This window comes from Streptomyces canarius (genome assembly GCF_014650735.1).
Lineage (GTDB): Bacteria > Actinomycetota > Actinomycetes > Streptomycetales > Streptomycetaceae > Streptomyces > Streptomyces olivaceoviridis.
The window spans coordinates 169,954-190,833 of the sequence record NZ_BMVN01000015.1 but is presented as its reverse complement, the minus strand read 5'-3'; the positions used below and the strand labels follow the sequence as shown (position 1 = coordinate 190,833).

Sequence of the window (20,880 nt, the reverse complement as noted above, 5' to 3'; positions counted from 1 at the left end):
CCCTCGGCCACCACAATGAGTGCGGGCCCCTCGGACCACGACAGACGTACGGCACCGGCGCCGCGCACGGCGTTGCAAGGCCAGGAAGGAGCGTGTCGCATGGACGACCGCACGATGCAGCTCGGCGGGATCCGCCCGCCGGAGGCGATCAGGGGATTCTCGGTGTCGGCCGGGCTGACGGGTCTGCGCCGGGTGGTGACCCTGTGCTGGATGTCGATGGCGGCCTTCGGCCGTTCGCTCGCCGTGTCCGGCGCGATCAGCCTGGTCGGCCCCGGCCTCGGCATGGTGCCGCGGGCCATGGAGGGCGTGCGCAACCTGGCCGCGCAGCAGCGGGAACTCGCCCGGCGCTGGGCGGGCGTGGAGATCCCCGGTCCGCCCGGACCGCTGCCGCCCGCGCCCGCCGGGGCCTCCGGTGCCGTCGCCCGCTACCGCTGGATCATGAGCGACCCGCAGACCCGGCGGGAGTACGTCTGGGTGCTCACGGACCCGATCGCCGGCGGTTTCCTCGGCTTCTTCCCGCTGGCCCTGATCCTCAGCGGCCTCTGGGGCGTCTTCCTCGCCTTCTTCGGGGTGCCGCTGTCCACCGAGTGGGACGGGCTGTGGTACCAGTTCATCCCGATCGAGGGCCAGGCCACGGCGGTGCTCGCCGGCGTCCTCGGGCTGCTGCAACTGCCGCTGGCCCTGTGGGCGGCCCCGCGCGCGGTGCGCCGGCACGCCCTCTACACCAGGGCGATGCTGGCGCCGAGCGAGAGCGAGATGATGGCCAGCCGGATCCAGCACCTGGCCGCCACCCGCTCCGACGCCGTGGACACGCAGATGGCCGAGATCCGCCGGATCGAGCGCGATCTGCACGACGGCGCCCAGGCCCGTCTGGTTGCCATGGGCATGACCCTGGACGCGGCCGAGCACCTGCTGGAGACCAACCCGGAGGCCGTCCGCGCCCTGCTCATCGAGGCCCGGCAGTCGTCCTCGGCGGCGCTGGAGGAACTGCGCAACCTGGTCCGCGGCATCCACCCGCCGGTCCTCGCCGACCGCGGACTCGCCGACGCCGTACGGGCGCTGGCGATGACCTGCCCGGTGCGCACCGAGGTCCAGGTCGACCTGCCCGGCCGCCCCGAGATGCCCGTCGAGTCCGCCGCGTACTTCGCCATCTCCGAGATCCTCACCAATGTCGCGAAGCACGCGGGTGCCGCCCGTGCCTGGATCGACCTTCGTTACGATCGCGGGATGCTGCACATCACCGTGACCGACGACGGCCACGGCGGCGCCGACGCCTCCCGCGGCACCGGCCTGCGCGGCATCGAGCGCCGGCTCGCCACCTTCGACGGCGTGCTGGCCGTGAGCAGTCCCGTGGGCGGGCCGACGATGGTGACGATGGAGATCCCGTGCGTATTGTCCTCGCCGAAGACCACTTCCTCCTGAGGGACGGGCTGATCCGCCTGCTCGGGGCCTACGGCCACGACGTGGTGGCCGCCGTGGACAACGGCACCGACCTGCTCGAAGCCCTGGACCGGGAACAGCCGGACGTCGCGGTCGTCGACGTCCGGCTGCCCCCGAACTTCACCGACGAGGGCCTGCGCGCCGTCCTCGCCGCGCGCAAGCGGAACCCGGAGCTTCCGGTGCTCCTGCTCTCCCAGTACGTCGAACCGCTCTACGCCCGCGAACTGCTCACCAGCGGCGGCCGGGGCGTCGGCTACATGCTCAAGGACCGCGTCACCGACGGCGGCCAGTTCCTGGACTCCATCCAGCGGGTGGCCGCGGGCGGCACCGCCATGGACCCCGAGGTCATCTCCCGGCTGCTGGTCCGCAAGGAGCGCGACGAATCCGTCGGCAGCCTCTCCGAACGCGAACGCGAGGTCCTCGAACTCGTCGCCCAGGGCCGTTCCAACGCGGGCATCGCCCAGGCCCTGTTCGTCACCGAGAAGGCCGTCGCCAAGCACATCAGCAACATCTTCACCAAGCTCGGCCTGCTCCCGACGGACGGCGACAACCGCCGCGTCCTGGCCGTGCTGGCCTACCTGGACCAGTGAGCCGACCGCACCGGCGCGCCCGGTGGCCGGAAACGACACCGGGCCGCACCCCGTCCGGACGGACGGGACACGGCCCTGGAGCGGTGCCGGGCGCCGGGCGGCTCAGTACCGCGGGCGGTTGAACCAGGCCGAGGCGGAGCCGTTGACCATGGACGCGAGGATGATGCCGCCGAAGGCCAGGGAGATGACCCCGCCGAAGGTCGCCGAACCGCCACCGCCGTTGACGATGTTCACCAGGCTGCCGAGCAGCATCAGCGACGCGTACACGATCGTCGTGACGCGGATGCCGCCGCCGCCCTTCTTGAACTTCACGCCCAGGAAGATCGACAGGGTGCCCAGCGCCAGCATCAGCAGCGCGAACGCGATCAGCACACCGGTGGCCGTGCTGGTGTCGTCGCCGGAGCCGATGCCGTTGGAGACGTCCTGCGCGGCACCGGCGGCGATGCCGAGGAACAGACCGGCCAGGTACTGGAAGCCCGCCAGGATGAACAGCAGCACCCGAGCCGTCTTGATCAGGCCCGGCATCTCCATCGGCACACCGTAGCCGTACGGCTGCTGCACCGGCGGCGCGGCCGGGTAGCCGTAGCCGGGCTGGCCCTGCGGGGCGCCCGGGTAGCCGTAGCCGGGCTGCTGGCCCTGCTGCGGGTAGCCGCCCTGCTGGCCCTGCGGCGGGCCGTACGGGTTGTTGGGGTCGCCAAAGCTCATGGCGGTCTTCCTCCGTTTGCTCAAGTGCGGGGACGACGCGCGGCACGGTTCGGAGGAAGTTCTACAGATGCGGTCCGTCCCCCCGGTACTGCCCGCGGCACTGTCCGCTCATCGTTCTTTAACAGGCTCTTACTTGTCCAGCCGGAGGCGTCAGGTGTTGTGCAAGTGCAACATCGCTGATCATGCCGTGACACCCGGATTGGAACCGGGGCCGGGTCATCCGCGAGGATGGGACCATGACCGCCCAGATTCTCGATGGCAAGGCCACCGCAGCCGAGATCAAGTCCGATCTGACCGCCCGCGTGGCGGCGCTGAAGGAGAAGGGCGTCACGCCCGGCCTCGGCACGATCCTGGTCGGGGACGACCCCGGCAGCCAGAAGTACGTCGCCGGCAAGCACCGCGACTGCGCCCAGGTGGGCATCGCCTCCATCCAGCGCGAGCTGCCGGCCACCGCCACCCAGGAGGAGATCGAGGCGGTCGTCCGCGAGCTGAACGAGGACCCGGCCTGCACCGGCTACATCGTCCAGCTGCCGCTGCCCAAGGGCATCGACGAGAACCGCGTCCTGGAGCTGATGGACCCGGCCAAGGACGCCGACGGCCTGCACCCGATGAACCTCGGCCGCCTCGTCCTGAACGAGCCGGCCCCGCTGCCCTGCACCCCCAACGGCATCCTCACCCTGCTCCGCCGCCACGGCGTGGAGATCAAGGGCGCCGAGGTCGTGGTCGTCGGCCGCGGTGTCACCATCGGCCGCCCGATGCCGCTGCTGCTCACCCGGCGCAGCGAGAACGCCACCGTCACCCAGTGCCACACCGGCACCCGTGACCTCTCCGCCCACCTGAAGCGGGCCGACATCATCATCGCCGCGGCCGGCTCCCCGCACCTGATCCGCGCCGAGGACGTCAAGCCGGGCGCGGCCGTCCTGGACGTCGGCGTCTCCCGCAACGCCGAGGGCAAGATCGTCGGCGACGTCCACCCGGATGTGACCGAGGTGGCCGGCTGGATCTCCCCGAACCCCGGCGGCGTCGGTCCGATGACCCGGGCCCTGCTGCTGGTCAACGTGGTCGAGGCGGCGGAGCGCAGTGCCGGCTGAGGACACCCGCGGGCCCGCGGAGCCGACCGCGCGCGACGCGATCAGCGCCCCTGACGCCGAGGGGCGCCCGCGCCGCGTCACCCGCCGCTTCCCGCTGTTCACCAGGGACACCGCGCGCCCCGAGGGCGGCGGCCGGGCCGCGGCCGGCGACGCCCCGGCGCCCGCCCGGCAGTGGCCCCTGCTCGTCGTGCTGTCGACGGTGGCGCTCGGCCTGCTGCTGACCGCGCTCGACGTGTTCCGCTACGGCACCCTGCTGATCGGCGCCGCCCTGCTGGCCGGCGCGGTCATGCGCTGGATGCTGCCCGGCGTCGGCATGCTCGCCGTCCGCTCCCGCTTCACCGACATCGTCACCTACGGCGTCCTGGGCCTCGCCATCGTGCTGCTGGCGCTGATGGCGCAGCCCGACCCGCTGCTCCAGATCCCCTTCCTCAAGGACCTCCTGCACTTCACGCTCGACAAGTAGCGCGGACGGTACGACAGGTGGCCCGCCTCCCCGAAGGACGCGGGCCACCCGCCGTGTCCGAGGGGTACGGCGGCCGGAAGTCCCGCAACGTCCGCGGTACCGCGCGCGGTTGCCCTCCGGACACGGCCGTGCGCGCTACCCTGCGGCGATGCGACCGAGGACTCCCCGCCCGCTCGTCGTGGACACGTTGATCGCGGTGGCCATGGCCGTGGTGGCCGTCCTGGTCGCGCAGGAGTCACGGGCGCAGGGATGGCCGGAACTCGACGCGCGCGCCTACGCCCTCGTGGCCCTCGCCCACCTCCCGGTCGCCCTGCGCGGGCGCCACCCCCTCGCCGTCTTCGCGGTCGTCGAGACCGCCGCGGCCGGCTACATCAGCCTCGGCCACTGGCCCGTGGTGTGCACCTTCGGCGCCATGCTCGCCCTGTACACCGTGGCCTCCGTGCGCCCGCCGCGCACCGCTCTCGCCTGCGCCGCCTGCACCTGCGCGGTGTGGGTGTACGCCGGCGTGATCAGCCACAGCCCCTCCATGGCGTCCGTGGTCGGCCAGGCCCTGCTCTACAGCTCGGTGCTCGTCTGGTTCGGGTACCTGGCCCGCCGCAGCGCCGAACTCACCCGGCGGCTGCGGGCCGAACACGCCGAGCGGGCCCGGCGCGCGGTCGCCGAGGAACGCGGCCGGATCGCCCGTGAACTGCACGACGTCGTCGCCCACCACATGTCGGTCATCTCCGTGCAGGCCGGCCTCGCCCGGTTCGTCTTCGACTCCGACCCCGCCAAGGCGCGCGGCGCGCTCGGCACCATAGCGGACACCAGCCGCGAGGCCCTGGAGGAACTGCGCCGCATGCTCCAGGTGCTGCGCGAGGAGGACCCCGAGGCCCCGCGGCGGGCCCCCATGCCCACCCTGGCCCGGCTCGGCGAACTCGTGGACCGGGTCCGGGCCGGCGGCCTGCCCGTGGACCTCGACGTCGAGGGCACCGCCCGCCCGCTGCCGCCCGGTGTCGAACTGTGCGCCTACCGCGTCGTCCAGGAAGCCCTCACCAACGCCCTCAAACACGCCGGTCCCGCGCACGCGCGCGTCGAACTCCGGTACGGGGCCCACGACCTGACCGTCCGCGTCACCGACGACGGCGAGGGGGCAGATCCGGACAGAATGCCCACAGGGGGCGGTCATGGCTTGATTGGCATGCGGGAGCGGGCCACGCTCTACGGCGGGACGATCAGCGTCGGCCCACGCACCGGGGGCGGCTACGAGGTCCGGCTGACCCTGCCGACCTCGGCCGCCGAACGCGACCGCGGGGGTGCGCGAGAAGCGGAGCGGTAAGGGACGGCGCACGGCCGGGGGGACGACCGTACGGAATGATCAGAGTGCTCGTCGTGGACGACCAGTTCCTCATCCGCGCCGGACTCGTCGGCCTGCTCGACGCGGCGCCCGGCTTCGAGGTGGTGGGTGAGGCGGGGGACGGTGAGCAGGCCGTGCGGCTCGCCGCCGAGACCCGGCCCGACGTCGTCCTCATGGACATCCGGATGCCCGGCGTCAACGGCATCGAGGCCACCGAACGGATCCTCGCCGAGGCCGCCGACCGGCCGCCCCGGGTCCTGGTGCTGACCACCTTCGACCTGGACGAGTACGTGTACGGCGCGCTGCGCGCCGGCGCCTCCGGTTTCCTCCTGAAGGACTCCGGCCCCGAGCGGCTGCTGGCGGCGGTCACGGCGGTCGACGGCGGCGACGCCCTGTTCGCCCCCAGCGTCACCCGGCGCCTGGTGGAGTCCTTCGCCCGCCGGCAGGAGCCCGTCCACACCGCGCCGCCGCCCGACCTGGGCGTGCTCACCTCCCGCGAGGTGGAGGTCCTCAGACTCACCGCCCGCGGCCTGTCCAACCTGGAGATCGCCGACCGCCTCTACATCAGCGAGGCCACCGTCAAGACCCACCTCAACCGCACCATGACCAAACTCGACCTCGGCAGCCGGGCGCAGGCGGTGGTGCTGGCGTACGAGACGGGACTGGTGACCCCTGGCGGTTGACCGCCGCCCTGGCATCCTTTTGGTCGGCGCGTACCGCGCGACCTGCACGGAAGACGGGGGAAGAGGGGAAGAGGGGGTAGGCGATGCCTCGGTGGAGAGCCCTGCCGGAGGATCTGGACCCGCAGATGAGGGAGCTCACCGTCCGGTTGCGGCAACTGGCCGACCGCGGCGGCCTGAACACCGCGGCGCTGGCCGACCGCACGGGCTACGGCAGGACGTCCTGGGAGCGCTATCTGGGCGGCCGGCTCCTCGCCCCCAAGGGCGCGGTCATCGCCCTCGCCGAGGCCACGGGCACCGACCCCGGCCCCCTGACCGCCCTGTGGGAACTGGCCGAACGGTCCTGGACCCGAGCGGGGTCGAACGACGACCACACGCTCCAGGCCATCAACATCACCGAATCCCAAGCGGCCTTGGGCGCCCTCGCCCGCCCGACGGAGGAGTCCGGCCGTGTGCCGGGGACAAGGCCGGCGGGACGGACCGGCGGTACCGCTGGGGGTACGTCCGCGGGGCTGTCTGGTGGAGCGGCCGGGAGCAGGTCCGCGGGGTCGGCTGGTGGGGCCGCCGGGGGGACGTCCGCAGGTGTGGCCGGGGGTACGTCCGTGAGGTCGGACGGCCGGAAGGGTGCCGGTGCGGGCGAGGGCGGTGGCCTCGCGGCTGCGCTGGGGATCGCCGGTCCCGCCGGTGTCTCGCCGAAGATCCCGGCCCAGCCGACGGACTCGAAGCGCGCCGACGTCCGCGCCGGCGTGCCGGACGGTGCCGGGGCCGGCGACGACTCGGACAGCGGCGACGGCAGCGGCGACGGCTCGGGCGCCGCGGGGAGCGGTGGCCGGGGTGCGGCGCCGGGCGCCGGCTCGGGCACGGGTTCCGGCGGTGGTCCGGGCGCGGGTGTCGGTGACGGTACCGGCACTGCGTCCCCCGCCGACTCCCGTAGCACCGCCGGCGATGACGAGCAGCCCGTCAGGAACTCCTGGGGCCTGGCCGGTTACCGGGGCCCGTCGAAGGCGAGCGTCCGCCCCGGCACCCGGCCCGGCCCGGCGCGGACTCCGTCCTCCCCCCTGAGCCAGGACACGCCCGCCCGGACCCCGGGCCTCCCGGCCGGAGCACCGGGCGCGTCCGCTCAGCTCCAGGACGCCCCCGGCGGTGGCCCGAGCACTTCTGCCTGGCCCCCGGGGCTCACCGTGGGAACCCCGGCCGCCTCCCCGCGCACCCCGGGCCGCGCGGCGGGAACCCCGGGCGCGGCGGCTCAGTTCCCGGACGCCCCCGGCGGAGGCCCGAGTACCTCTGCCTGGCCCCCGGGGCTCACCGTGGGAACCCCGGCCGCCTCCCCGCGCACCCCGGACCGCGCCGCGGGAACCCCGGCCAACCCTGCCCGCACGTCAAGCGTCCCCGGCGGAGCCGCCGCCACCCCTGCCGGCACCCCAGGCGCACCCGGCGGAGCCGTCGGCGGGCAATCCGTGGTTCCCCTCGGGCGGTGGTCCGTGCACCGGCAGCAGGTGGTGATGTTCTTCGCGGGGCTGGTCGGTGTCGGGCTGCTCATCGCCGGGGCCTTCTTCCTCACCCACCGGGGTGGGGACGGGGGCCCGGACGCGGGTGCCCGCACGTCACCCTCCCCGTCCGCCCCGGCACGGACGAGCCCGCCCCCCGGCGTGAAGTGCGCCGGCGCCGCCTGCACCGGCAAGGACGCGGAGGCCATGGGGTGCAGCGGTGACCTGGTGAGCACCGCGAAGACAGCCACCGTCGGCACCACCACCCTGGAGGTCCGCTACAGCAAGGAGTGCGGCGCGGCCTGGGGCCGGATCACCAGCGGCGCGCCGGGCGACACCGTACGGGTGACCGCGGGCAAGGTCCGGCAGACGGGTGACATCACCGCCGCGGGGGACACCATCGGCTACACCCCGATGGTCGCCGTACACGACCCGGCGCAGGCCACGGCCTGCGCCACCCTCGCCTCGGGCGAGACCGGCTGCACGGACTAGCCGCGGCACCCGCGCACAGCCGGGCGGAAGAAACGGAGGGAGAATTTCCGGAAGACGGCGCATACAGGGCCGGATCCTGGGCACGCGAACGGTATCCCCCACGGGAGTCCGGTACGCCGGTTCCCCCACCGGCGGCCGTCTCCGTCCCCCCTCTCCCGGACGGGCGGCCGCCTCTTCGGTACCCCCTCCGGCACCCCTCCCGGCAGGCGTTACATCCCCCTGATCCCCTTGTGGGGTGAGCCACACGGCCCCGGACGTCTCACCTGCCGGATGCGCGATAGCCTGACCGCTGGATCTCTCTTGACGCCAAGAGATCGATCATCCGCCCGGGGCAGGGACGCCCCACCGCCAGCTGTCATACGGAGAACGCCATGACCCGCACTCCCGTGAACGTCACCGTCACCGGCGCGGCCGGCCAGATCGGTTACGCCCTGCTCTTCCGCATCGCCTCGGGCCAGCTGCTCGGCGCGGACGTGCCGGTCCGCTTGCGCCTCCTGGAGATCACCCCGGCCCTGAAGGCCGCCGAGGGCACGGCCATGGAGCTGGACGACTGCGCCTTCCCGCTGCTCCAGGGCATCGACATCACCGACGACCCGAACGTCGCGTTCGACGGCACCAACGTGGCCCTGCTGGTGGGCGCCCGTCCGCGCACCAAGGGCATGGAGCGCGGTGACCTGCTGGAGGCCAACGGCGGCATCTTCAAGCCGCAGGGCAAGGCCATCAACGACCACGCGGCGGACGACATCAGGGTCCTCGTCGTCGGCAACCCGGCCAACACCAACGCGCTCATCGCGCAGGCCGCCGCCCCGGACGTCCCGGCCGAGCGCTTCACCGCGATGACCCGCCTGGACCACAACCGTGCGCTGACCCAGCTGGCGAAGAAGACGGGCAGCAGCGTCTCCGACATCAAGCGGCTCACCATCTGGGGCAACCACTCCGCCACCCAGTACCCGGACATCTTCCACGCCACGGTCGCCGGCAAGAACGCCGCCGAGGTCGTGAACGACGAGAAGTGGCTGGCCGAGGACTTCATCCCGACCGTGGCCAAGCGCGGTGCGGCGATCATCGAGGCCCGTGGCGCGTCCTCCGCCGCCTCCGCCGCCAACGCCGCGATCGACCACGTCCACACCTGGGTCAACGGCACCGCCGAGGGTGACTGGACCTCCATGGGCATCCCGTCGGACGGCTCCTACGGCGTCCCGGAGGGCCTGATCTCCTCCTTCCCGGTCACCTGCAAGGACGGCACGTACGAGATCGTCCAGGGCCTGGACGTCAACGAGTTCTCCCGCGCCCGCATCGACGCCTCCGTCAAGGAGCTGGCGGAGGAGCGCGAGGCGGTCCGCGGCCTCGGCCTCATCTGATCCGACGTGGTGTCACCCGGCGCCGGTGCGCTATAGTTGATCACGCACCGGCCGCCGGAAACCCGGCACCAGGTGATGCGTTGGTGGTCCAAGGAAAGACGCCCCGCTTCCTGCGGGGAGATGCAGGTGCAAGGCCTGCCCGGCGCTCCATGGACGAGGTCCCCTTCCGCGGCGGCGGAAGGGGACCTCGTTCGTTGTGGGCCGGTCCACGCCCCCGCACGGCCGCGCACGGGAACTGATGCCCCGTGAGTCAGGTCTGCTCCAGTTCGCGCTGGAGCTCGGAGATGTCCACGGACTGCGCCGGGGCCGGGGTGGCGGACGGGACCGGCTTGTCGTACCGAGTGAAGGTCAGGTCCTGGTCGGTGCCGGCTCCCTGCCGCGTGGCCCGGACCAGGCGGTGCGGGCCGGCCGAGGTGACGTAGAGGGTGATCTTCTTCCCGTCGTGCCCGGTGCCGGTCAGCGGGATCACCTTCGTGCCGTCGACCTTGGTCTCCTTGCCCTTGGTCAGCGCGGTGCGGGGGGAGGACTCGGCGGCGGCCACCCTCTGGAAGGCGCTCAGGTCGCAGGTGCCGGACATGCCCCGGAGCACGCCGGCCTTCGTGGAGCCGTGCAGATAGCGGTTCTTCAGGCGCGCGGCCACGGCATCGCCCCGGCGGTCCGGCAGCTGCGCCTTCCAGAACGCGGCGTCCGGCTTCATCCACACCTGGTCGCCCCGCTTGACCAGGGCGACGGTGCCGCCGTCGTCGCCCATGACCAGCTTGCCCACGCAGTTGCCGCCGCGGTCGAGCGTCAGCTCCAGCGAGGCCGGGGCGGTCCGGTCGCCGCCCGCGCGGTGATCCGTGAACCCGAGGTGCACCGAACGCGCCTTGAGCAGATGCGCGCGCGCCTCGCGCGCGAGGGCGGTGGCGCTCGGACCGTTGTCGGCGGGGGCCTTCGGGGCGCCGGAAGCGGAGCGTGCCGGGGCCGGGAGAGCGGGTGCCGCGGCGGCCGGAGCCGGGGCCGCGGCGGGCGCGGCGGGGGCCGTGCCGGGCAGGGCGAACGGGGTCAGCAGGGCCGCGGTGATGCTTGCCCCCGCACAGAGTCGCGATCCACGAGCCATCGCGCCACCTCCCGACGCCCCTCCTCACCCTACTTTTGCCCCTTTTCGACCGCATTTTCAGTGACGCGGCGCACTTTCGGCCACCGATTGCGCATGCGATGCGAGGCCCTGGGCAGGCGGCGACGGTCCCCAGCCGAGGCAGCTCTGTCACGCAGGGGCACGGATCCAGAACGGAAGGCGACACCGATCATGGCGGACAGAACGGAACGACACGCCCGGGCGACCATCCACGCGGGCGGCGAGTGGCTGGCGGCGATCTCCGGCGCGACCCGGAAGATCCTCGACCCCGCGGACGCCCGGCCGTTCGCCGTGGTCGCCGAGGGCGACGAGAAGGACGCCGAGCGCGCGGTGGCCGCCGCCCGGCACGCGTTCGACCGGGGCCCCTGGCCGCACACCCCGGTCGCCGAGCGGGCCGCCCTGCTGCGCCGCGTCGCCGACCTGCTGGTGCGCGACCGCGAGGAGCTCGGCCTGCTGGAGAGCCGGGACGCGGGCAAGACCGTCGAGGAGGGCCGCGTCGACATCACGTGCGTCGCCGACGCCTTCCGCTACTTCGCCGACCTGGTCGCCGCCGAGGCCCCGGGCCGGGTCGTCGACGCGGGCTCGCCCGACATCCACAGCGTGGTCGTCCACGAACCGGTCGGCGTCTGCGCGCTGATCACCCCCTGGAACTACCCGCTCCTCCAGGCCAGCTGGAAGATCGCCCCGGCGCTCGCCGCCGGCAACACCTTCGTGATCAAGCCCAGCGAGATCACCCCGATGACCACCATCGCCCTGATCGAGCTGCTGGCCGAGGCCGGCCTGCCCGCGGGCGTGGCCAACCTCGTCACCGGCCCCGGTCACACGGTCGGCGCCCGGCTCGCCGAGCACCCCGACGTCGACCTGGTCTCCTTCACCGGCGGTCTGACCAGCGGCACCAAGGTCGCCCAGGCCGCCGCGCCCACCGTCAAGAAGGTGGCCCTCGAACTCGGCGGCAAGAACCCCAACGTGGTCTTCGCCGACGCCTGCGCCACCGAGGAGGGCTTCGACACCGCCGTCGACCAGGCCCTCAACGCGGCCTTCATCCACAGCGGCCAGGTCTGCTCGGCCGGCGCCCGCCTCATCGTCGAGGAGTCGGTGCGCGAACGCTTCGTCGCCGAACTCGCCCGCCGGGCCCAGCGGATCAGGCTCGGCCGCGGCACGGCCGACGGCGTCGAGTGCGGCCCGCTCGTCTCCGAGCAGCAGCGCGCCAAGGTCGAGGCGTACGTCGCCTCCGCGCTCGAAGAGGGTGCCGTACTGCGCTGTGGCGGCAAGCGGCCGGAGCCGTCACCGCAGCGACCCGAGGAGGGCTGGTTCTACGAGCCGACCGTCCTCGACGCCTGCCACCGCGAGATGCGGGTCGTCCGCGAGGAGGTCTTCGGCCCGGTCCTCACCGTCGAGACCTTCCGCACCGAGGAAGAGGCCGTCTTCCTCGCCAACGACACCGAGTACGGCCTCGCGGGCGCCGTCTGGACCTCCGACGCCGGCCGCGCCCGCAGGGTCGCCGCCCGGCTGCGCCACGGCACCGTCTGGATCAACGACTTCCACCCCTACCTGCCGCAGGCGGAGTGGGGCGGCTTCGGCAGGAGCGGCACCGGCCGCGAGCTGGGGCCCGCCGGCCTCGCCGAGTACCGCGAGACCAAGCACGTCTACCAGAACCTCGCGCCGAAGCCGGTGCGCTGGTTCGCCGGCTGAGCCCCGCCCCGTAAGCCGTCCGTCCCCACCTGGAGCAGCACCCCCATGTCCCACACCACCCACGTCTACGACTACGTCGTCATCGGCGGCGGCACGGCGGGCTCCGTCATCGCCTCCCGCCTCACCGAGAACCCCGACGTCACCGTCGCCGTCATCGAGGGCGGCCCGAGCGACGTCGGCCGCGACGACGTCCTCACCCTGCGCCGCTGGATGGGCCTGCTCGGCGGCGAACTCGACTACGACTACCCGACGGTGGAGCAGCCCCGCGGCAACTCCCACATCCGGCACAGCCGCGCCCGCGTCCTCGGCGGCTGCTCCTCGCACAACACCCTCATCTCGTTCAAGCCCCTGCCCTCCGACTGGGACGAGTGGGAGGAGGCCGGCGCCAAGGGCTGGGGCGCCGTCCCCATGGAGGCCTACTTCGCCCGCCTCGAGAACAACATCGTCTCCGTCGACGAGAAGGACCGGAACGCCATCGCCCGCGACTTCGTCGACGCGGCCCGGTCGGCGCTCGGGGTACCCCGGGTCGAGGGCTTCAACCGCGAGCCGTTCACCGAGGGCGTCGGCTTCTTCGACCTCGCCTACCACCCCGAGGACAACAAGCGCTCCTCGGCGTCGGTGGCGTACCTGCACCCGGTGATGGACGAGCGGCCCAACCTCCGCATCCTCCTGGAGACCTGGGCGTACAAGCTGGAACTGGACGGCACCCGCGCCGAGGGCGTCCACGTGCGCACCAAGGACGGCGAGGAACTGCTGATCCGCGCCCGCGAGGAGGTCGTCCTGTGCGCGGGCGCCGTCGACTCCCCGCGCCTGCTGCTCCACTCGGGCATCGGCCCCGCCGATGACCTCCGGGCGCTCGGCATCCCCGTCGTCCACGACCTGCCGGGCGTCGGCGAGAACCTGCTCGACCACCCCGAGTCGGTCATCGTCTGGGAGACGCACGGCCCGATCCCGGAGAACTCCGCGATGGACTCCGACGCGGGCCTGTTCGTCCGCCGCGACCCCGCACACGCGGGCCCGGACCTGATGTTCCACTTCTACCAGATCCCGTTCACGGACAACCCGGAGCGCCTGGGCTACGAACGCCCGCGGTACGGCGTCTCGATGACCCCCAACATCCCCAAGCCGAAGAGCCGTGGCCGCCTCTACCTGACCAGCGCCGACCCTGCCGTCAAGCCGGCGCTCGACTTCCGCTACTTCACCGACGAGGACGACTACGACGCGCGGACCCTCGTCGACGGCATCCGCATCGCCCGGGAGATCGCCAAGGCCGAGCCGCTGGCCGGCTGGCTCAAGCGCGAGGTCTGCCCCGGCCCCGAGATCCTCGGCGACGCCGAGCTGAGCGAGTACGCACGCAAGGTCGCGCACACCGTCTACCACCCGGCCGGCACCTGCAAGATGGGCGCCGCCGACGACGAACTCGCCGTGGTCGACCCGGAGTTGAAGATCCGGGGCCTCGACGGCATTCGCATCGCCGACGCGTCCGTCTTCCCGACCATGACCGCCGTGAACCCGATGATCGGGGTGCTCATGGTCGGGGAGAAGGCCGTCGACCTGATCGGAGGTGACCGATGAGTCTCACCGTCCCCACCCGCAAGCCGCCCACCACGACCGAGCCCGTCTTCTCGGTGTCCGGACTGTGGAAGGTGTTCGGCCCCAAGCCCGAGCGCGTCCCCGAGGACCCGGAACTCGGCACGCTGACCCCCGCCGAACTGCGCTCCCGCACCGGCTGCACGGCCGCCGTCCGGGACGTCTCCTTCGACGTCCGCAAGGGCGAGGTCTTCGTCGTGATGGGCCTGTCCGGCTCCGGCAAGTCCACCCTCGTCCGCTGCCTGACCCGCCTGATCGAGCCGACGGCGGGCACGATCGCCATCGACGGCGAGGACGTCCGCGCGATGGACAAGGCCCGTCTGCGCGAGCTGCGCCGGCACCGGGCCGCGATGGTCTTCCAGCACTTCGGCCTCCTCCCGCACCGCACGGTCCTCGACAACGTCGCCTACGGCCTGGAGATCCAGGGCGTCGGCAAGTCCGAACGCCGCGAGCGCGCCGCCGCCTTCATCGCCAAGGTCGGCCTCGAAGGCATGGAGAAGCGCCGCCCCGGCCAGCTCTCCGGCGGCCAGCGCCAGCGGGTGGGCCTCGCCCGGGCACTGGCGGTGGACCCCGAGGTGCTGCTCTTCGACGAGCCGTTCAGCGCCCTCGACCCGCTCATCCGGCGCGACATGCAGGACGAGGTGGCCCGCCTGCACCGCGAGGAGGGCCGCACGATGGTCTTCATCACCCACGACCTCACCGAGGCCCTCAAGCTCGGCGACCGCATCGCCCTGATGCGCGACGGCCAGGTGGTCCAGCTGGGCACCCCCGAGGAGATCGTCGGCAGCCCGGCCGACGACTACGTCCGCGAGTTCGTCCGGGACGTGCCGCGCGAACAGGTGATGACGGCACGCAGGGCGATGCGCCCGGCCTCCGCCGCGGAAACGGCCGAGGGCCCCGCGGTACGCCCCGAGGCCACGGTGGCCGAGGCCATCGAGGCGGTGGCCCGCGCGGGCACCCCGGCCCGCGTCATGGACAAGGGCCGCTGCCTCGGCGTGATCGACCACGAGCGACTGCTCGGCGTGGTGGCGGGCGTGGACACGACGACGGCCGCGCCGGCGAGGGACGACGATGCCGCCGCAGCCGCGGGCGGCCGTGCCGCCGGGGCGGCGCCCGCCCCGAAGAAGGCGGCACCCGGCCGGCGCCGGCAAGCGACCGCGCCCGGCCCCCGCACCAGCCCGGAGGCCGTCTGATGGCAACGCTCAGTATCCCGGCCTCCGGCACGGGCAAACCCCGCGTCCTCAGAAGCCGGGCCGCGGGCAAACTCCTCCTGCTCGCCCTCCTCACCGCGGTCCTCCTGCCGCTCCTCGACCGCTGGGGCAACGGCTCCTGGCCGCACGCGCTGACGATCCGCCTCGACACACCCCTCACCACCGCCAGCGACTGGGTCATGGACAACCGGGACAGCCACCCGCTGTTCCTGTACTTCTTCGGCTACGTCAGCAACGCCGTCATCTGGGCCGTCCGAGCCGTCTACCTCACCCTCCTCGCCGCCGGCTGGGCAGGCGTCACGGCCTTCGCCGCCCTGCTCGCCTGGCGCGTGGCCGGTGTCCGGCTGGCCGCCGGCACGGCCGTCGCCTTCCTCGCCTGCGGCGCCCTCGGCATGTGGGTCCCGACCATGCAGACCCTCGCGCTGATGGTCGTGGCGGTCCTCGCCTCCGTCGTCGTGGGCGCGCTCCTCGGCCTGGCCGCCGGCCTCTCCGACCGCCTTGACCGCGCCCTGCGCCCGGTCCTGGACACCATGCAGGTGCTCCCGGCCTTCGCCTACCTCCTCCCCGTCGTCCTGGTCTTCGGCATCGGCGTCCCCGCGGCCGTCCTCGCCACCGTCGTCTACGCCGCCCCGCCGATGGCCCGCCTCACCGCGCTCGGCCTGCGCGGCGCCGACCCCGAAGTCCTGGAGGCCGTGGAGTCGCTCGGCGCGACCCGTCGCCAGCGGCTGCTGACCGCCCGCGTCCCGCTGGCCCGCAAGGAACTCCTCCTCGGCCTCAACCAGACGATCATGATGGCCCTGTCCATGGCCGTGATCGCCGCCGTCATCGGCGCGGGCGGCCTCGGCGACCGCGTCTACCAGGCCCTCGCCTCCGTCGACGTCGGCGCGGCCCTCGCGGCCGGCATCCCCATCGTGCTGCTCGCGGTGGTCCTGGACCGCGTGACCGCCGCCGCCGGGGACGGCACCACCCGCCCCCGCACGATCGGCTGGCCGTACGCCCTCGCCGTCACCGCGGCCGTCGCCCTCGCCACCCGCCTCCTCGGCGTGCCGGACTGGCCCGGCGGCTGGACCCTGGGCATCGCCGAACCGGTCAACCGGGCCGTCGACTGGATGACCGCCCACCTGTACTCCGGCGTCCCGGTCGTCGGCGGCACCGCCGACTGGGCGGGCCACTTCACCACCTGGGTCCTGGACCCCGTACGCGACGGCCTCCAGTGGCTGCCCTGGTGGTCGGTGCTGCTCGTCGTCGCCGCCCTGGCCTGGCTGATCGGCACCTGGCGCACCGCGCTGACCGCCGTCCTCGCCATGGCCGCGATCGGTGTCCTCGGCGTGTGGGAGCCGTCGCTCGACACCCTCTCCCAGGTGCTGGCCGCCGTCGCCGTCACCCTCGTCCTGGGCTTCGCGACCGGCATCGCCGCCGCCCGCAGCGACCGCGTCGAACGCGCCCTGCGCCCGGTCCTGGACGTCTTCCAGACCATGCCGCAGTTCGTGTACCTGATCCCGGTCGTCGCGCTGTTCGGCGTGGGCCGCGCGCCCGCCGTCGCCGCGGCCGTCGTCTACGCGCTGCCGGCCGTCGTCCGGATCACCGCGCAGGGCCTGCGCCAGGTCGACCAGGCCGCGCTGGAGTCCGCGCGCTCGCTGGGCGCGACCGGCCGCCAGCAGCTGTGGCAGGTCCAGCTCCCGCTGGCCCGGCGCGCGCTGCTGCTCGCCGTCAACCAGGGCGTGGTGCTGGTCCTCGCCGTCGTCATCATCGGCGGCCTGGTCGGCGGCGGCGCCCTCGGCTACGACGTCGCGTTCGGCCTCGCCCAGGGCGACCTGGCGACCGGTCTGGTCGCCGGTGCCGCCATCGTCTGCCTGGGCCTGATGCTGGACCGGGTGACCCAGCCGACCGAGCGGCGCGCGAAGAAGGGAGCCTGACATGCGACGTCGTACGACCGCCCTGGTGGGCTCGCTGGTGCTGCTGACCGCGACCGGCTGCGGCGCCGCCGACATGACCAAGCAGGCCTCGCCCTTCGCGAACGCAGGGGGCGCGAAGTCGGTCACCCTGTCCGTGCAGTCCTGGGTGGGCGCGCAGTCCAACGTGGCCGTCGCCCAGTACATCCTCCAGCACAAGCTCGGCTACCGCGTGGACACCGTCCAGGTCGACGAGGTGCCCGCCTGGGACGCGCTCAGCCAGGGCCGCGTCGACGCCCTCCTGGAGGACTGGGGCCACCCGGACCAGGAGAAGCGGTACGTCCAGGACAAGAAGACGATCGCGCACGGCGGCGACCTCGGGGTGACCGGGCACATCGGCTGGTTCGTGCCGACGTACCTCGCCAAGGAGCACCCGGACATCACCGACTGGCGCAACCTGAACAAGTACGCCTCGCTCTTCCGCACCGCGGAGAGCGGCGGCAAGGGCCAGCTGATGGACGGCTCCCCGTCCTACGTCACCAACGACAAGGCGCTGGTGAAGAACCTGAAGCTGGACTACCAGGTGGTCTTCGCCGGTTCCGAGGCGGCCCAGATCACCCAGATGAAGCAGTTCGCCAAGGAGAAGAAGCCCTTCCTGACCTACTGGTACTCGCCCCAGTGGCTGTTCGAGAAGGTGCCGATGACGGAGGTGAGGCTGCCGCCGTACAAGGAGGGCTGCGACGCGGACGCGGCCAAGGTGGCCTGCTCCTACCCGCACACCCCGCTCCAGAAGTACCTCAACGCCGACTTCGCGCGGTCCGGCGGGAAGGCCGCGGCCTTCCTGAAGAAGTTCCGGTGGACGACGCGGGACCAGAACGAGGTCTCCCTGATGATCGCCGACCAGAAGCTGGACCCGCAGGAGGCGGCGAAGAAGTGGGTGGACAGCCACCCCGCCGTGTGGAAGAAGTGGCTGTCCTGACCGGCGTCAGGCCATGAGGCCGCCGGCGGTCTCCCGCAGCGCGGCATCGGCCCGCCGCCGGAGGCCCGGCCCGAAGGTGATCCGGGTGGCCCCGAGTCCGCCGAGCACGGCGGGCCCGGGGCCGTCCCCGTCCAGCCCGGCCAGAACGTTCAGCGGGCCCTTGATCCCGGCCCGCAGCAGGGGCAGGACCGCCACGGGGGCGAGGATCGGGTACACGCAGTCCGCGCCCGCCGCGACGTACGAGGCGGCCCGTTCGACGGCCTGTCCGGGATCGCCGTCGCCGTGGACGAAGGTGTCCACGCGGGCGTTCACGAACAGCCGGCCGGCCGCCGCTTCCCGGACCTCGGCGAGGAACCCGGCGTGCTCGTGCGGGTCCTTGAGGACGCCCTGCTCGGAGTCCTCCAGGTTGCAGCCGACGGCCCCCGCCTCCAGCAGCCGCTCGACCAGTTCCGCCGCGCCGAGCCCGTACCCTCCCTCGACGTCCGCCGACACCGGCACGTCCACGGCCCGCGTGATCCGCGCGACCGCCGCGAACATCTCGTCGGCCGGAGTGGTCCCGTCCGCGTACCCGAGGGACGCGGCGATCCCGGCGCTCGGTGTGGCCAGCGCCGGGAACCCGGCGGCCTCCAGCACCCGCGCGCTCGCCGCGTCCCACGGTCCGGGCAGCACCAGCGGGTCCCCCGGGGCGCGCCCCCGGTGGAGCGCGCGGAACCGCTCGGCCCCGTCCCGCGCCGGGCTACGGCTCACCCGTGCTGACCGGGCTGGTAGTGGCCCGGGGTCATCCGGAAGGCGACACCGAACCGGTTCCAGGCGTTGATCACCGTGATCGCGGCGACCAGCTGGGCCAGCTCGGCCTCCTCGAAGTGCTTGGCGGCCCGCTCGTACACCTCGTCCGGCACGAAGCCATCGGTCAGGACGGTGACCGCCTCGGTCAGCTCGATCGCGGCCAGTTCCTTCTCGGTGTAGAAGTGCCGGGACTCCTGCCAGGCGCTGAGCTGCACGATCCGCTCGACGCTCTCACCGGCGGCGAGGGCGTCCTTGGTGTGCATGTCGAGGCAGAACGCGCAGTGGTTGAGCTGCGAGGCGCGGATCTTCACCAGCTCGCACAGCTTGGGGTCCAGGCCCCGCCTGGCGGCGCTGTCCAGGCGGACCATGGCCTTGTAGACGTCGGGGGCGTGCTCGGTCCAGGGCAGGCGCGGGGCTTCTTCGGGGGCGTACGCGGCGGATTCCTGTGCAGTGGTCATGCCTCGACTCTAGGAGTGAGGCTGCCCAGGAGTATGGTCCATTTCCATGGCGGAATCGTGGGCCACTCTGGGCGTCGACCTGCACCTCGAACCGAGCGGCTCGGGCGGCCTGCGCCGGGGCCTGACCGACGCCCTGCGCGACGCGGTCCGCTCCGGCCGGCTCGCCCCCGGCACCCGGCTGCCGTCCTCCCGCTCCCTCGCCGTCGACCTCGGCATCGCCCGCAACACCGTCGCCGAGGCCTACGCCGACCTGGTCGCCGAGGGCTGGCTCACCGCCCGCCAGGGCTCCGGCACCCGCGTGGCACCGGGCACGCCCGGCACCGGCGCACCCGCCGGCACCCGTACCCGCCCCGCCCGCGGAACACCCCGCGCCACCACCCCGGCGACCTCGCACCGCGCCCCCGCCCGCCCGCTCCACGACCTCGTCCCCGGCACCCCCGACCTCGCCGCCTTCCCGCGCACCGAGTGGCTGAAGGCCGCCCGCCGGGCCCTGGCCACGGCCCCCTTCCACGCCCTCGGCTACGGCGATCCGCGCGGCCGGCCCGAACTGCGCACCGCCCTCGCCGGCTACCTCGCGCGGGCCCGCGGCGTGCGCACCGACCCCGACGCGATCCTGATCACCGCGGGCTTCTCGCACGCCCTGACCATCCTCGGCAAGGTGCTGCGGGCGCGCGGGGTGCGGACGGTGGCCGTGGAGTCGTACGGCCTGGACGTCCACTGGGCGCTGCTGCGCAGGGCGGGCCTGGCCACGCCGGCGCTGCCGTACGACGCACTGGGCACCGATCCCGCCGAGCCGGGGACCGCCGGCGCGGTGCTGCTGACCCCGGCGCACCAGTTCCCCATGGGCACCGCCCTGCCCCCCGACCGGCGGGCCGCCGTGGTCGCCTGGGCCCGGCGCACCGGCGGACTGGTCCTGGAGGACGACTACGACGGCGAGTTCCGCTACGACCGCCAGCCCGTCGGCGCCTTGCAGGGCCTCGCCCCCGACCGGGTCGTCTACCTCGGCACGGCCAGCAAGTCGCTCGCGCCCGGACTGCGGCTGGGCTGGATGGTGCTCCCGCCGGCCCTCGCGGCGGAGGCGGCCTCGGCCAAGGGCGACGCCGACACCGTCGGCGTGCTGGATCAGCTCACCCTCGCGCAGTTCCTCACCTCCGGCGCGTACGACCGCCACGTCCGTTCCTCCCGCCTGCGCTACCGGCGCCGCCGCGACGCCCTCGCCACCGCCGTCACCGAGCGGGCACCGGAGGTGGAGGTCACGGGGATCGCGGCCGGCCTGCACGCGGTCCTGCGGCTCCCGCCCGGCACGGAGGAGTCGGTGGTCCAGGCGGCGGCATGGCAGGGCCTGGCCCTGCACGGCCTCTCCTACCACCGCCACCCCCAGGCCGTCACCGACCCGGTGGACGCCCTGGTCGTCGGCTACGGCACCCCGCCGGACAGCGCGTGGGCGGGGGCGCTGGAGGCGCTGTGCCGGGTGCTGCCGTAGGAACGCTGAGGCGACAGCGGGGCGCGG

The 20,880-nt window shown here is 73.5% G+C and carries 18 protein-coding genes; 14 read left to right on the top strand and 4 right to left on the bottom strand.

Annotated elements, in window-relative coordinates; genetic code table 11:
* Positions 1 to 99: 99 nt before the first annotated feature.
* Both IE294_RS22475 and IE294_RS22470 read left to right on the top strand, forming a co-directional pair.
* Positions 100 to 1,422, top strand: coding sequence for a sensor histidine kinase (locus IE294_RS22475; protein ID WP_189817740.1), 1,323 nt, complete (start codon positions 100 to 102; stop codon positions 1,420 to 1,422).
* Positions 1,386 to 2,030, top strand: a complete 645-nt coding sequence (locus IE294_RS22470; protein ID WP_189888841.1) for a LuxR C-terminal-related transcriptional regulator — start codon at positions 1,386 to 1,388, stop codon at positions 2,028 to 2,030. Before IE294_RS22475 ends, IE294_RS22470 begins: the two co-directional genes overlap by 37 nt.
* A 102-nt stretch (positions 2,031 to 2,132) precedes the next feature.
* Here IE294_RS22470 and IE294_RS22465 read toward each other — a convergent pair whose 3' ends face one another.
* On the bottom strand, positions 2,133 to 2,735 hold the full coding sequence (locus tag IE294_RS22465) for a hypothetical protein (protein WP_189888839.1): 603 nt from the start codon (positions 2,733 to 2,735) through the stop codon (positions 2,133 to 2,135).
* 236 nt (positions 2,736 to 2,971) lie between these two features.
* Here IE294_RS22465 and IE294_RS22460 point away from each other — a divergent pair, with 236 nt between their 5' ends.
* The 6 genes from IE294_RS22460 (at position 2,972) to IE294_RS22435 (ending at position 9,645) form a co-directional block, all read left to right on the top strand.
* Complete coding sequence (locus IE294_RS22460; protein ID WP_014674506.1) at positions 2,972 to 3,826, top strand: bifunctional methylenetetrahydrofolate dehydrogenase/methenyltetrahydrofolate cyclohydrolase; 855 nt, start codon at positions 2,972 to 2,974, stop codon at positions 3,824 to 3,826.
* Positions 3,816 to 4,289: a DUF3017 domain-containing protein gene (locus IE294_RS22455; RefSeq protein WP_189888838.1), complete on the top strand. Its 474-nt coding sequence runs from the start codon at positions 3,816 to 3,818 to the stop codon at positions 4,287 to 4,289. The genes IE294_RS22460 and IE294_RS22455 overlap by 11 nt, the downstream gene beginning before the upstream one ends.
* Before the next feature lie 148 nt (positions 4,290 to 4,437).
* Positions 4,438 to 5,607, top strand: coding sequence for a sensor histidine kinase (locus tag IE294_RS22450; protein WP_189888836.1), 1,170 nt, complete (start codon positions 4,438 to 4,440; stop codon positions 5,605 to 5,607).
* 35 nt (positions 5,608 to 5,642) lie between these two features.
* Positions 5,643 to 6,308, top strand: coding sequence for a response regulator (locus tag IE294_RS22445; RefSeq protein WP_051009717.1), 666 nt, complete (start codon positions 5,643 to 5,645; stop codon positions 6,306 to 6,308).
* An 83-nt stretch (positions 6,309 to 6,391) separates the two neighbouring features.
* Entirely contained in the window at positions 6,392 to 8,284 is a 1,893-nt protein-coding gene (locus tag IE294_RS49070; RefSeq protein ID WP_189888834.1) for a helix-turn-helix domain-containing protein, read from the top strand.
* A 371-nt stretch (positions 8,285 to 8,655) separates the two neighbouring features.
* Positions 8,656 to 9,645, top strand: coding sequence for a malate dehydrogenase (locus tag IE294_RS22435; protein ID WP_189888832.1), 990 nt, complete (start codon positions 8,656 to 8,658; stop codon positions 9,643 to 9,645).
* A 250-nt stretch (positions 9,646 to 9,895) separates the two neighbouring features.
* Here IE294_RS22435 and IE294_RS22430 read toward each other — a convergent pair whose 3' ends face one another.
* Positions 9,896 to 10,744: a LolA-like protein gene (locus tag IE294_RS22430; RefSeq protein WP_189888830.1), complete on the bottom strand. Its 849-nt coding sequence runs from the start codon at positions 10,742 to 10,744 to the stop codon at positions 9,896 to 9,898.
* Positions 10,745 to 10,933: 189 nt separating this feature from the next.
* Between IE294_RS22430 and IE294_RS22425 the strand changes: the two genes are divergently transcribed.
* Genes IE294_RS22425 through IE294_RS22405 form a run of 5 tightly spaced genes read left to right on the top strand, consistent with a single transcriptional unit; the run spans position 10,934 to position 18,126 of the window.
* Positions 10,934 to 12,454 carry an aldehyde dehydrogenase family protein gene (locus IE294_RS22425; RefSeq protein WP_189888828.1) on the top strand — a complete coding sequence of 507 codons (1,521 nt, stop codon included), beginning with the start codon at positions 10,934 to 10,936 and terminating at the stop codon, positions 12,452 to 12,454.
* Positions 12,455 to 12,499: 45 nt separating this feature from the next.
* Complete coding sequence (locus tag IE294_RS22420) at positions 12,500 to 14,029, top strand: GMC family oxidoreductase (protein WP_189888826.1); 1,530 nt, start codon at positions 12,500 to 12,502, stop codon at positions 14,027 to 14,029.
* Positions 14,026 to 15,237 (top strand): quaternary amine ABC transporter ATP-binding protein, encoded by a 1,212-nt coding sequence (locus IE294_RS22415; protein WP_189888824.1) that lies wholly within the window; start codon positions 14,026 to 14,028, stop codon positions 15,235 to 15,237. Before IE294_RS22420 ends, IE294_RS22415 begins: the two co-directional genes overlap by 4 nt.
* Positions 15,237 to 17,171 (top strand): ABC transporter permease, encoded by a 1,935-nt coding sequence (locus IE294_RS22410; protein ID WP_189888822.1) that lies wholly within the window; start codon positions 15,237 to 15,239, stop codon positions 17,169 to 17,171. Before IE294_RS22415 ends, IE294_RS22410 begins: the two co-directional genes overlap by 1 nt.
* Position 17,172: 1 nt before the next feature.
* On the top strand, positions 17,173 to 18,126 hold the full coding sequence (locus tag IE294_RS22405) for an ABC transporter substrate-binding protein (protein WP_189817752.1): 954 nt from the start codon (positions 17,173 to 17,175) through the stop codon (positions 18,124 to 18,126).
* A 6-nt stretch (positions 18,127 to 18,132) separates the two neighbouring features.
* On the opposite strand, the gene IE294_RS22400 is transcribed toward IE294_RS22405, so the two are convergent.
* On the bottom strand, positions 18,133 to 18,873 hold the full coding sequence (locus IE294_RS22400; protein WP_189888820.1) for an isocitrate lyase/PEP mutase family protein: 741 nt from the start codon (positions 18,871 to 18,873) through the stop codon (positions 18,133 to 18,135).
* Positions 18,870 to 19,370, bottom strand: a complete 501-nt coding sequence (locus IE294_RS22395) for a carboxymuconolactone decarboxylase family protein (RefSeq protein WP_189888818.1) — start codon at positions 19,368 to 19,370, stop codon at positions 18,870 to 18,872. Before IE294_RS22395 ends, IE294_RS22400 begins: the two co-directional genes overlap by 4 nt.
* Before the next feature lie 46 nt (positions 19,371 to 19,416).
* Here IE294_RS22395 and pdxR point away from each other — a divergent pair, with 46 nt between their 5' ends.
* The gene (gene pdxR / locus IE294_RS22390) at positions 19,417 to 20,853 is read left to right on the top strand and encodes a MocR-like pyridoxine biosynthesis transcription factor PdxR (protein ID WP_189888816.1); all 1,437 of its coding nucleotides are present in this window, start codon (positions 19,417 to 19,419) and stop codon (positions 20,851 to 20,853) included.
* The last annotated feature ends 27 nt before the right edge of the window (positions 20,854 to 20,880 follow it).

Excerpts from the sequence above, each read along its gene's own strand:
- IE294_RS22395 (WP_189888818.1), bottom strand. The coding sequence starts at position 19,370 with ATGACCACTGCACAGGAATCCGCCGCGTACGCCCCCGAAGAAGCCCCG.
- pdxR (WP_189888816.1), top strand. The coding sequence starts at position 19,417 with ATGGCGGAATCGTGGGCCACTCTGGGCGTCGACCTGCACCTCGAACCG.
- IE294_RS22405 (WP_189817752.1), top strand. The coding sequence starts at position 17,173 with ATGCGACGTCGTACGACCGCCCTGGTGGGCTCGCTGGTGCTGCTGACC.
- IE294_RS22415 (WP_189888824.1), top strand. The coding sequence starts at position 14,026 with ATGAGTCTCACCGTCCCCACCCGCAAGCCGCCCACCACGACCGAGCCC.
- IE294_RS22425 (WP_189888828.1), top strand. The coding sequence starts at position 10,934 with ATGGCGGACAGAACGGAACGACACGCCCGGGCGACCATCCACGCGGGC.
- IE294_RS22475 (WP_189817740.1), top strand. The coding sequence starts at position 100 with ATGGACGACCGCACGATGCAGCTCGGCGGGATCCGCCCGCCGGAGGCG.
- IE294_RS22465 (WP_189888839.1), bottom strand. The coding sequence starts at position 2,735 with ATGAGCTTTGGCGACCCCAACAACCCGTACGGCCCGCCGCAGGGCCAG.
- IE294_RS22420 (WP_189888826.1), top strand. The coding sequence starts at position 12,500 with ATGTCCCACACCACCCACGTCTACGACTACGTCGTCATCGGCGGCGGC.
- IE294_RS22410 (WP_189888822.1), top strand. The coding sequence starts at position 15,237 with ATGGCAACGCTCAGTATCCCGGCCTCCGGCACGGGCAAACCCCGCGTC.
- IE294_RS22435 (WP_189888832.1), top strand. The coding sequence starts at position 8,656 with ATGACCCGCACTCCCGTGAACGTCACCGTCACCGGCGCGGCCGGCCAG.
- IE294_RS49070 (WP_189888834.1), top strand. The coding sequence starts at position 6,392 with ATGCCTCGGTGGAGAGCCCTGCCGGAGGATCTGGACCCGCAGATGAGG.
- IE294_RS22450 (WP_189888836.1), top strand. The coding sequence starts at position 4,438 with ATGCGACCGAGGACTCCCCGCCCGCTCGTCGTGGACACGTTGATCGCG.
- IE294_RS22430 (WP_189888830.1), bottom strand. The coding sequence starts at position 10,744 with ATGGCTCGTGGATCGCGACTCTGTGCGGGGGCAAGCATCACCGCGGCC.
- IE294_RS22460 (WP_014674506.1), top strand. The coding sequence starts at position 2,972 with ATGACCGCCCAGATTCTCGATGGCAAGGCCACCGCAGCCGAGATCAAG.
- IE294_RS22445 (WP_051009717.1), top strand. The coding sequence starts at position 5,643 with ATGATCAGAGTGCTCGTCGTGGACGACCAGTTCCTCATCCGCGCCGGA.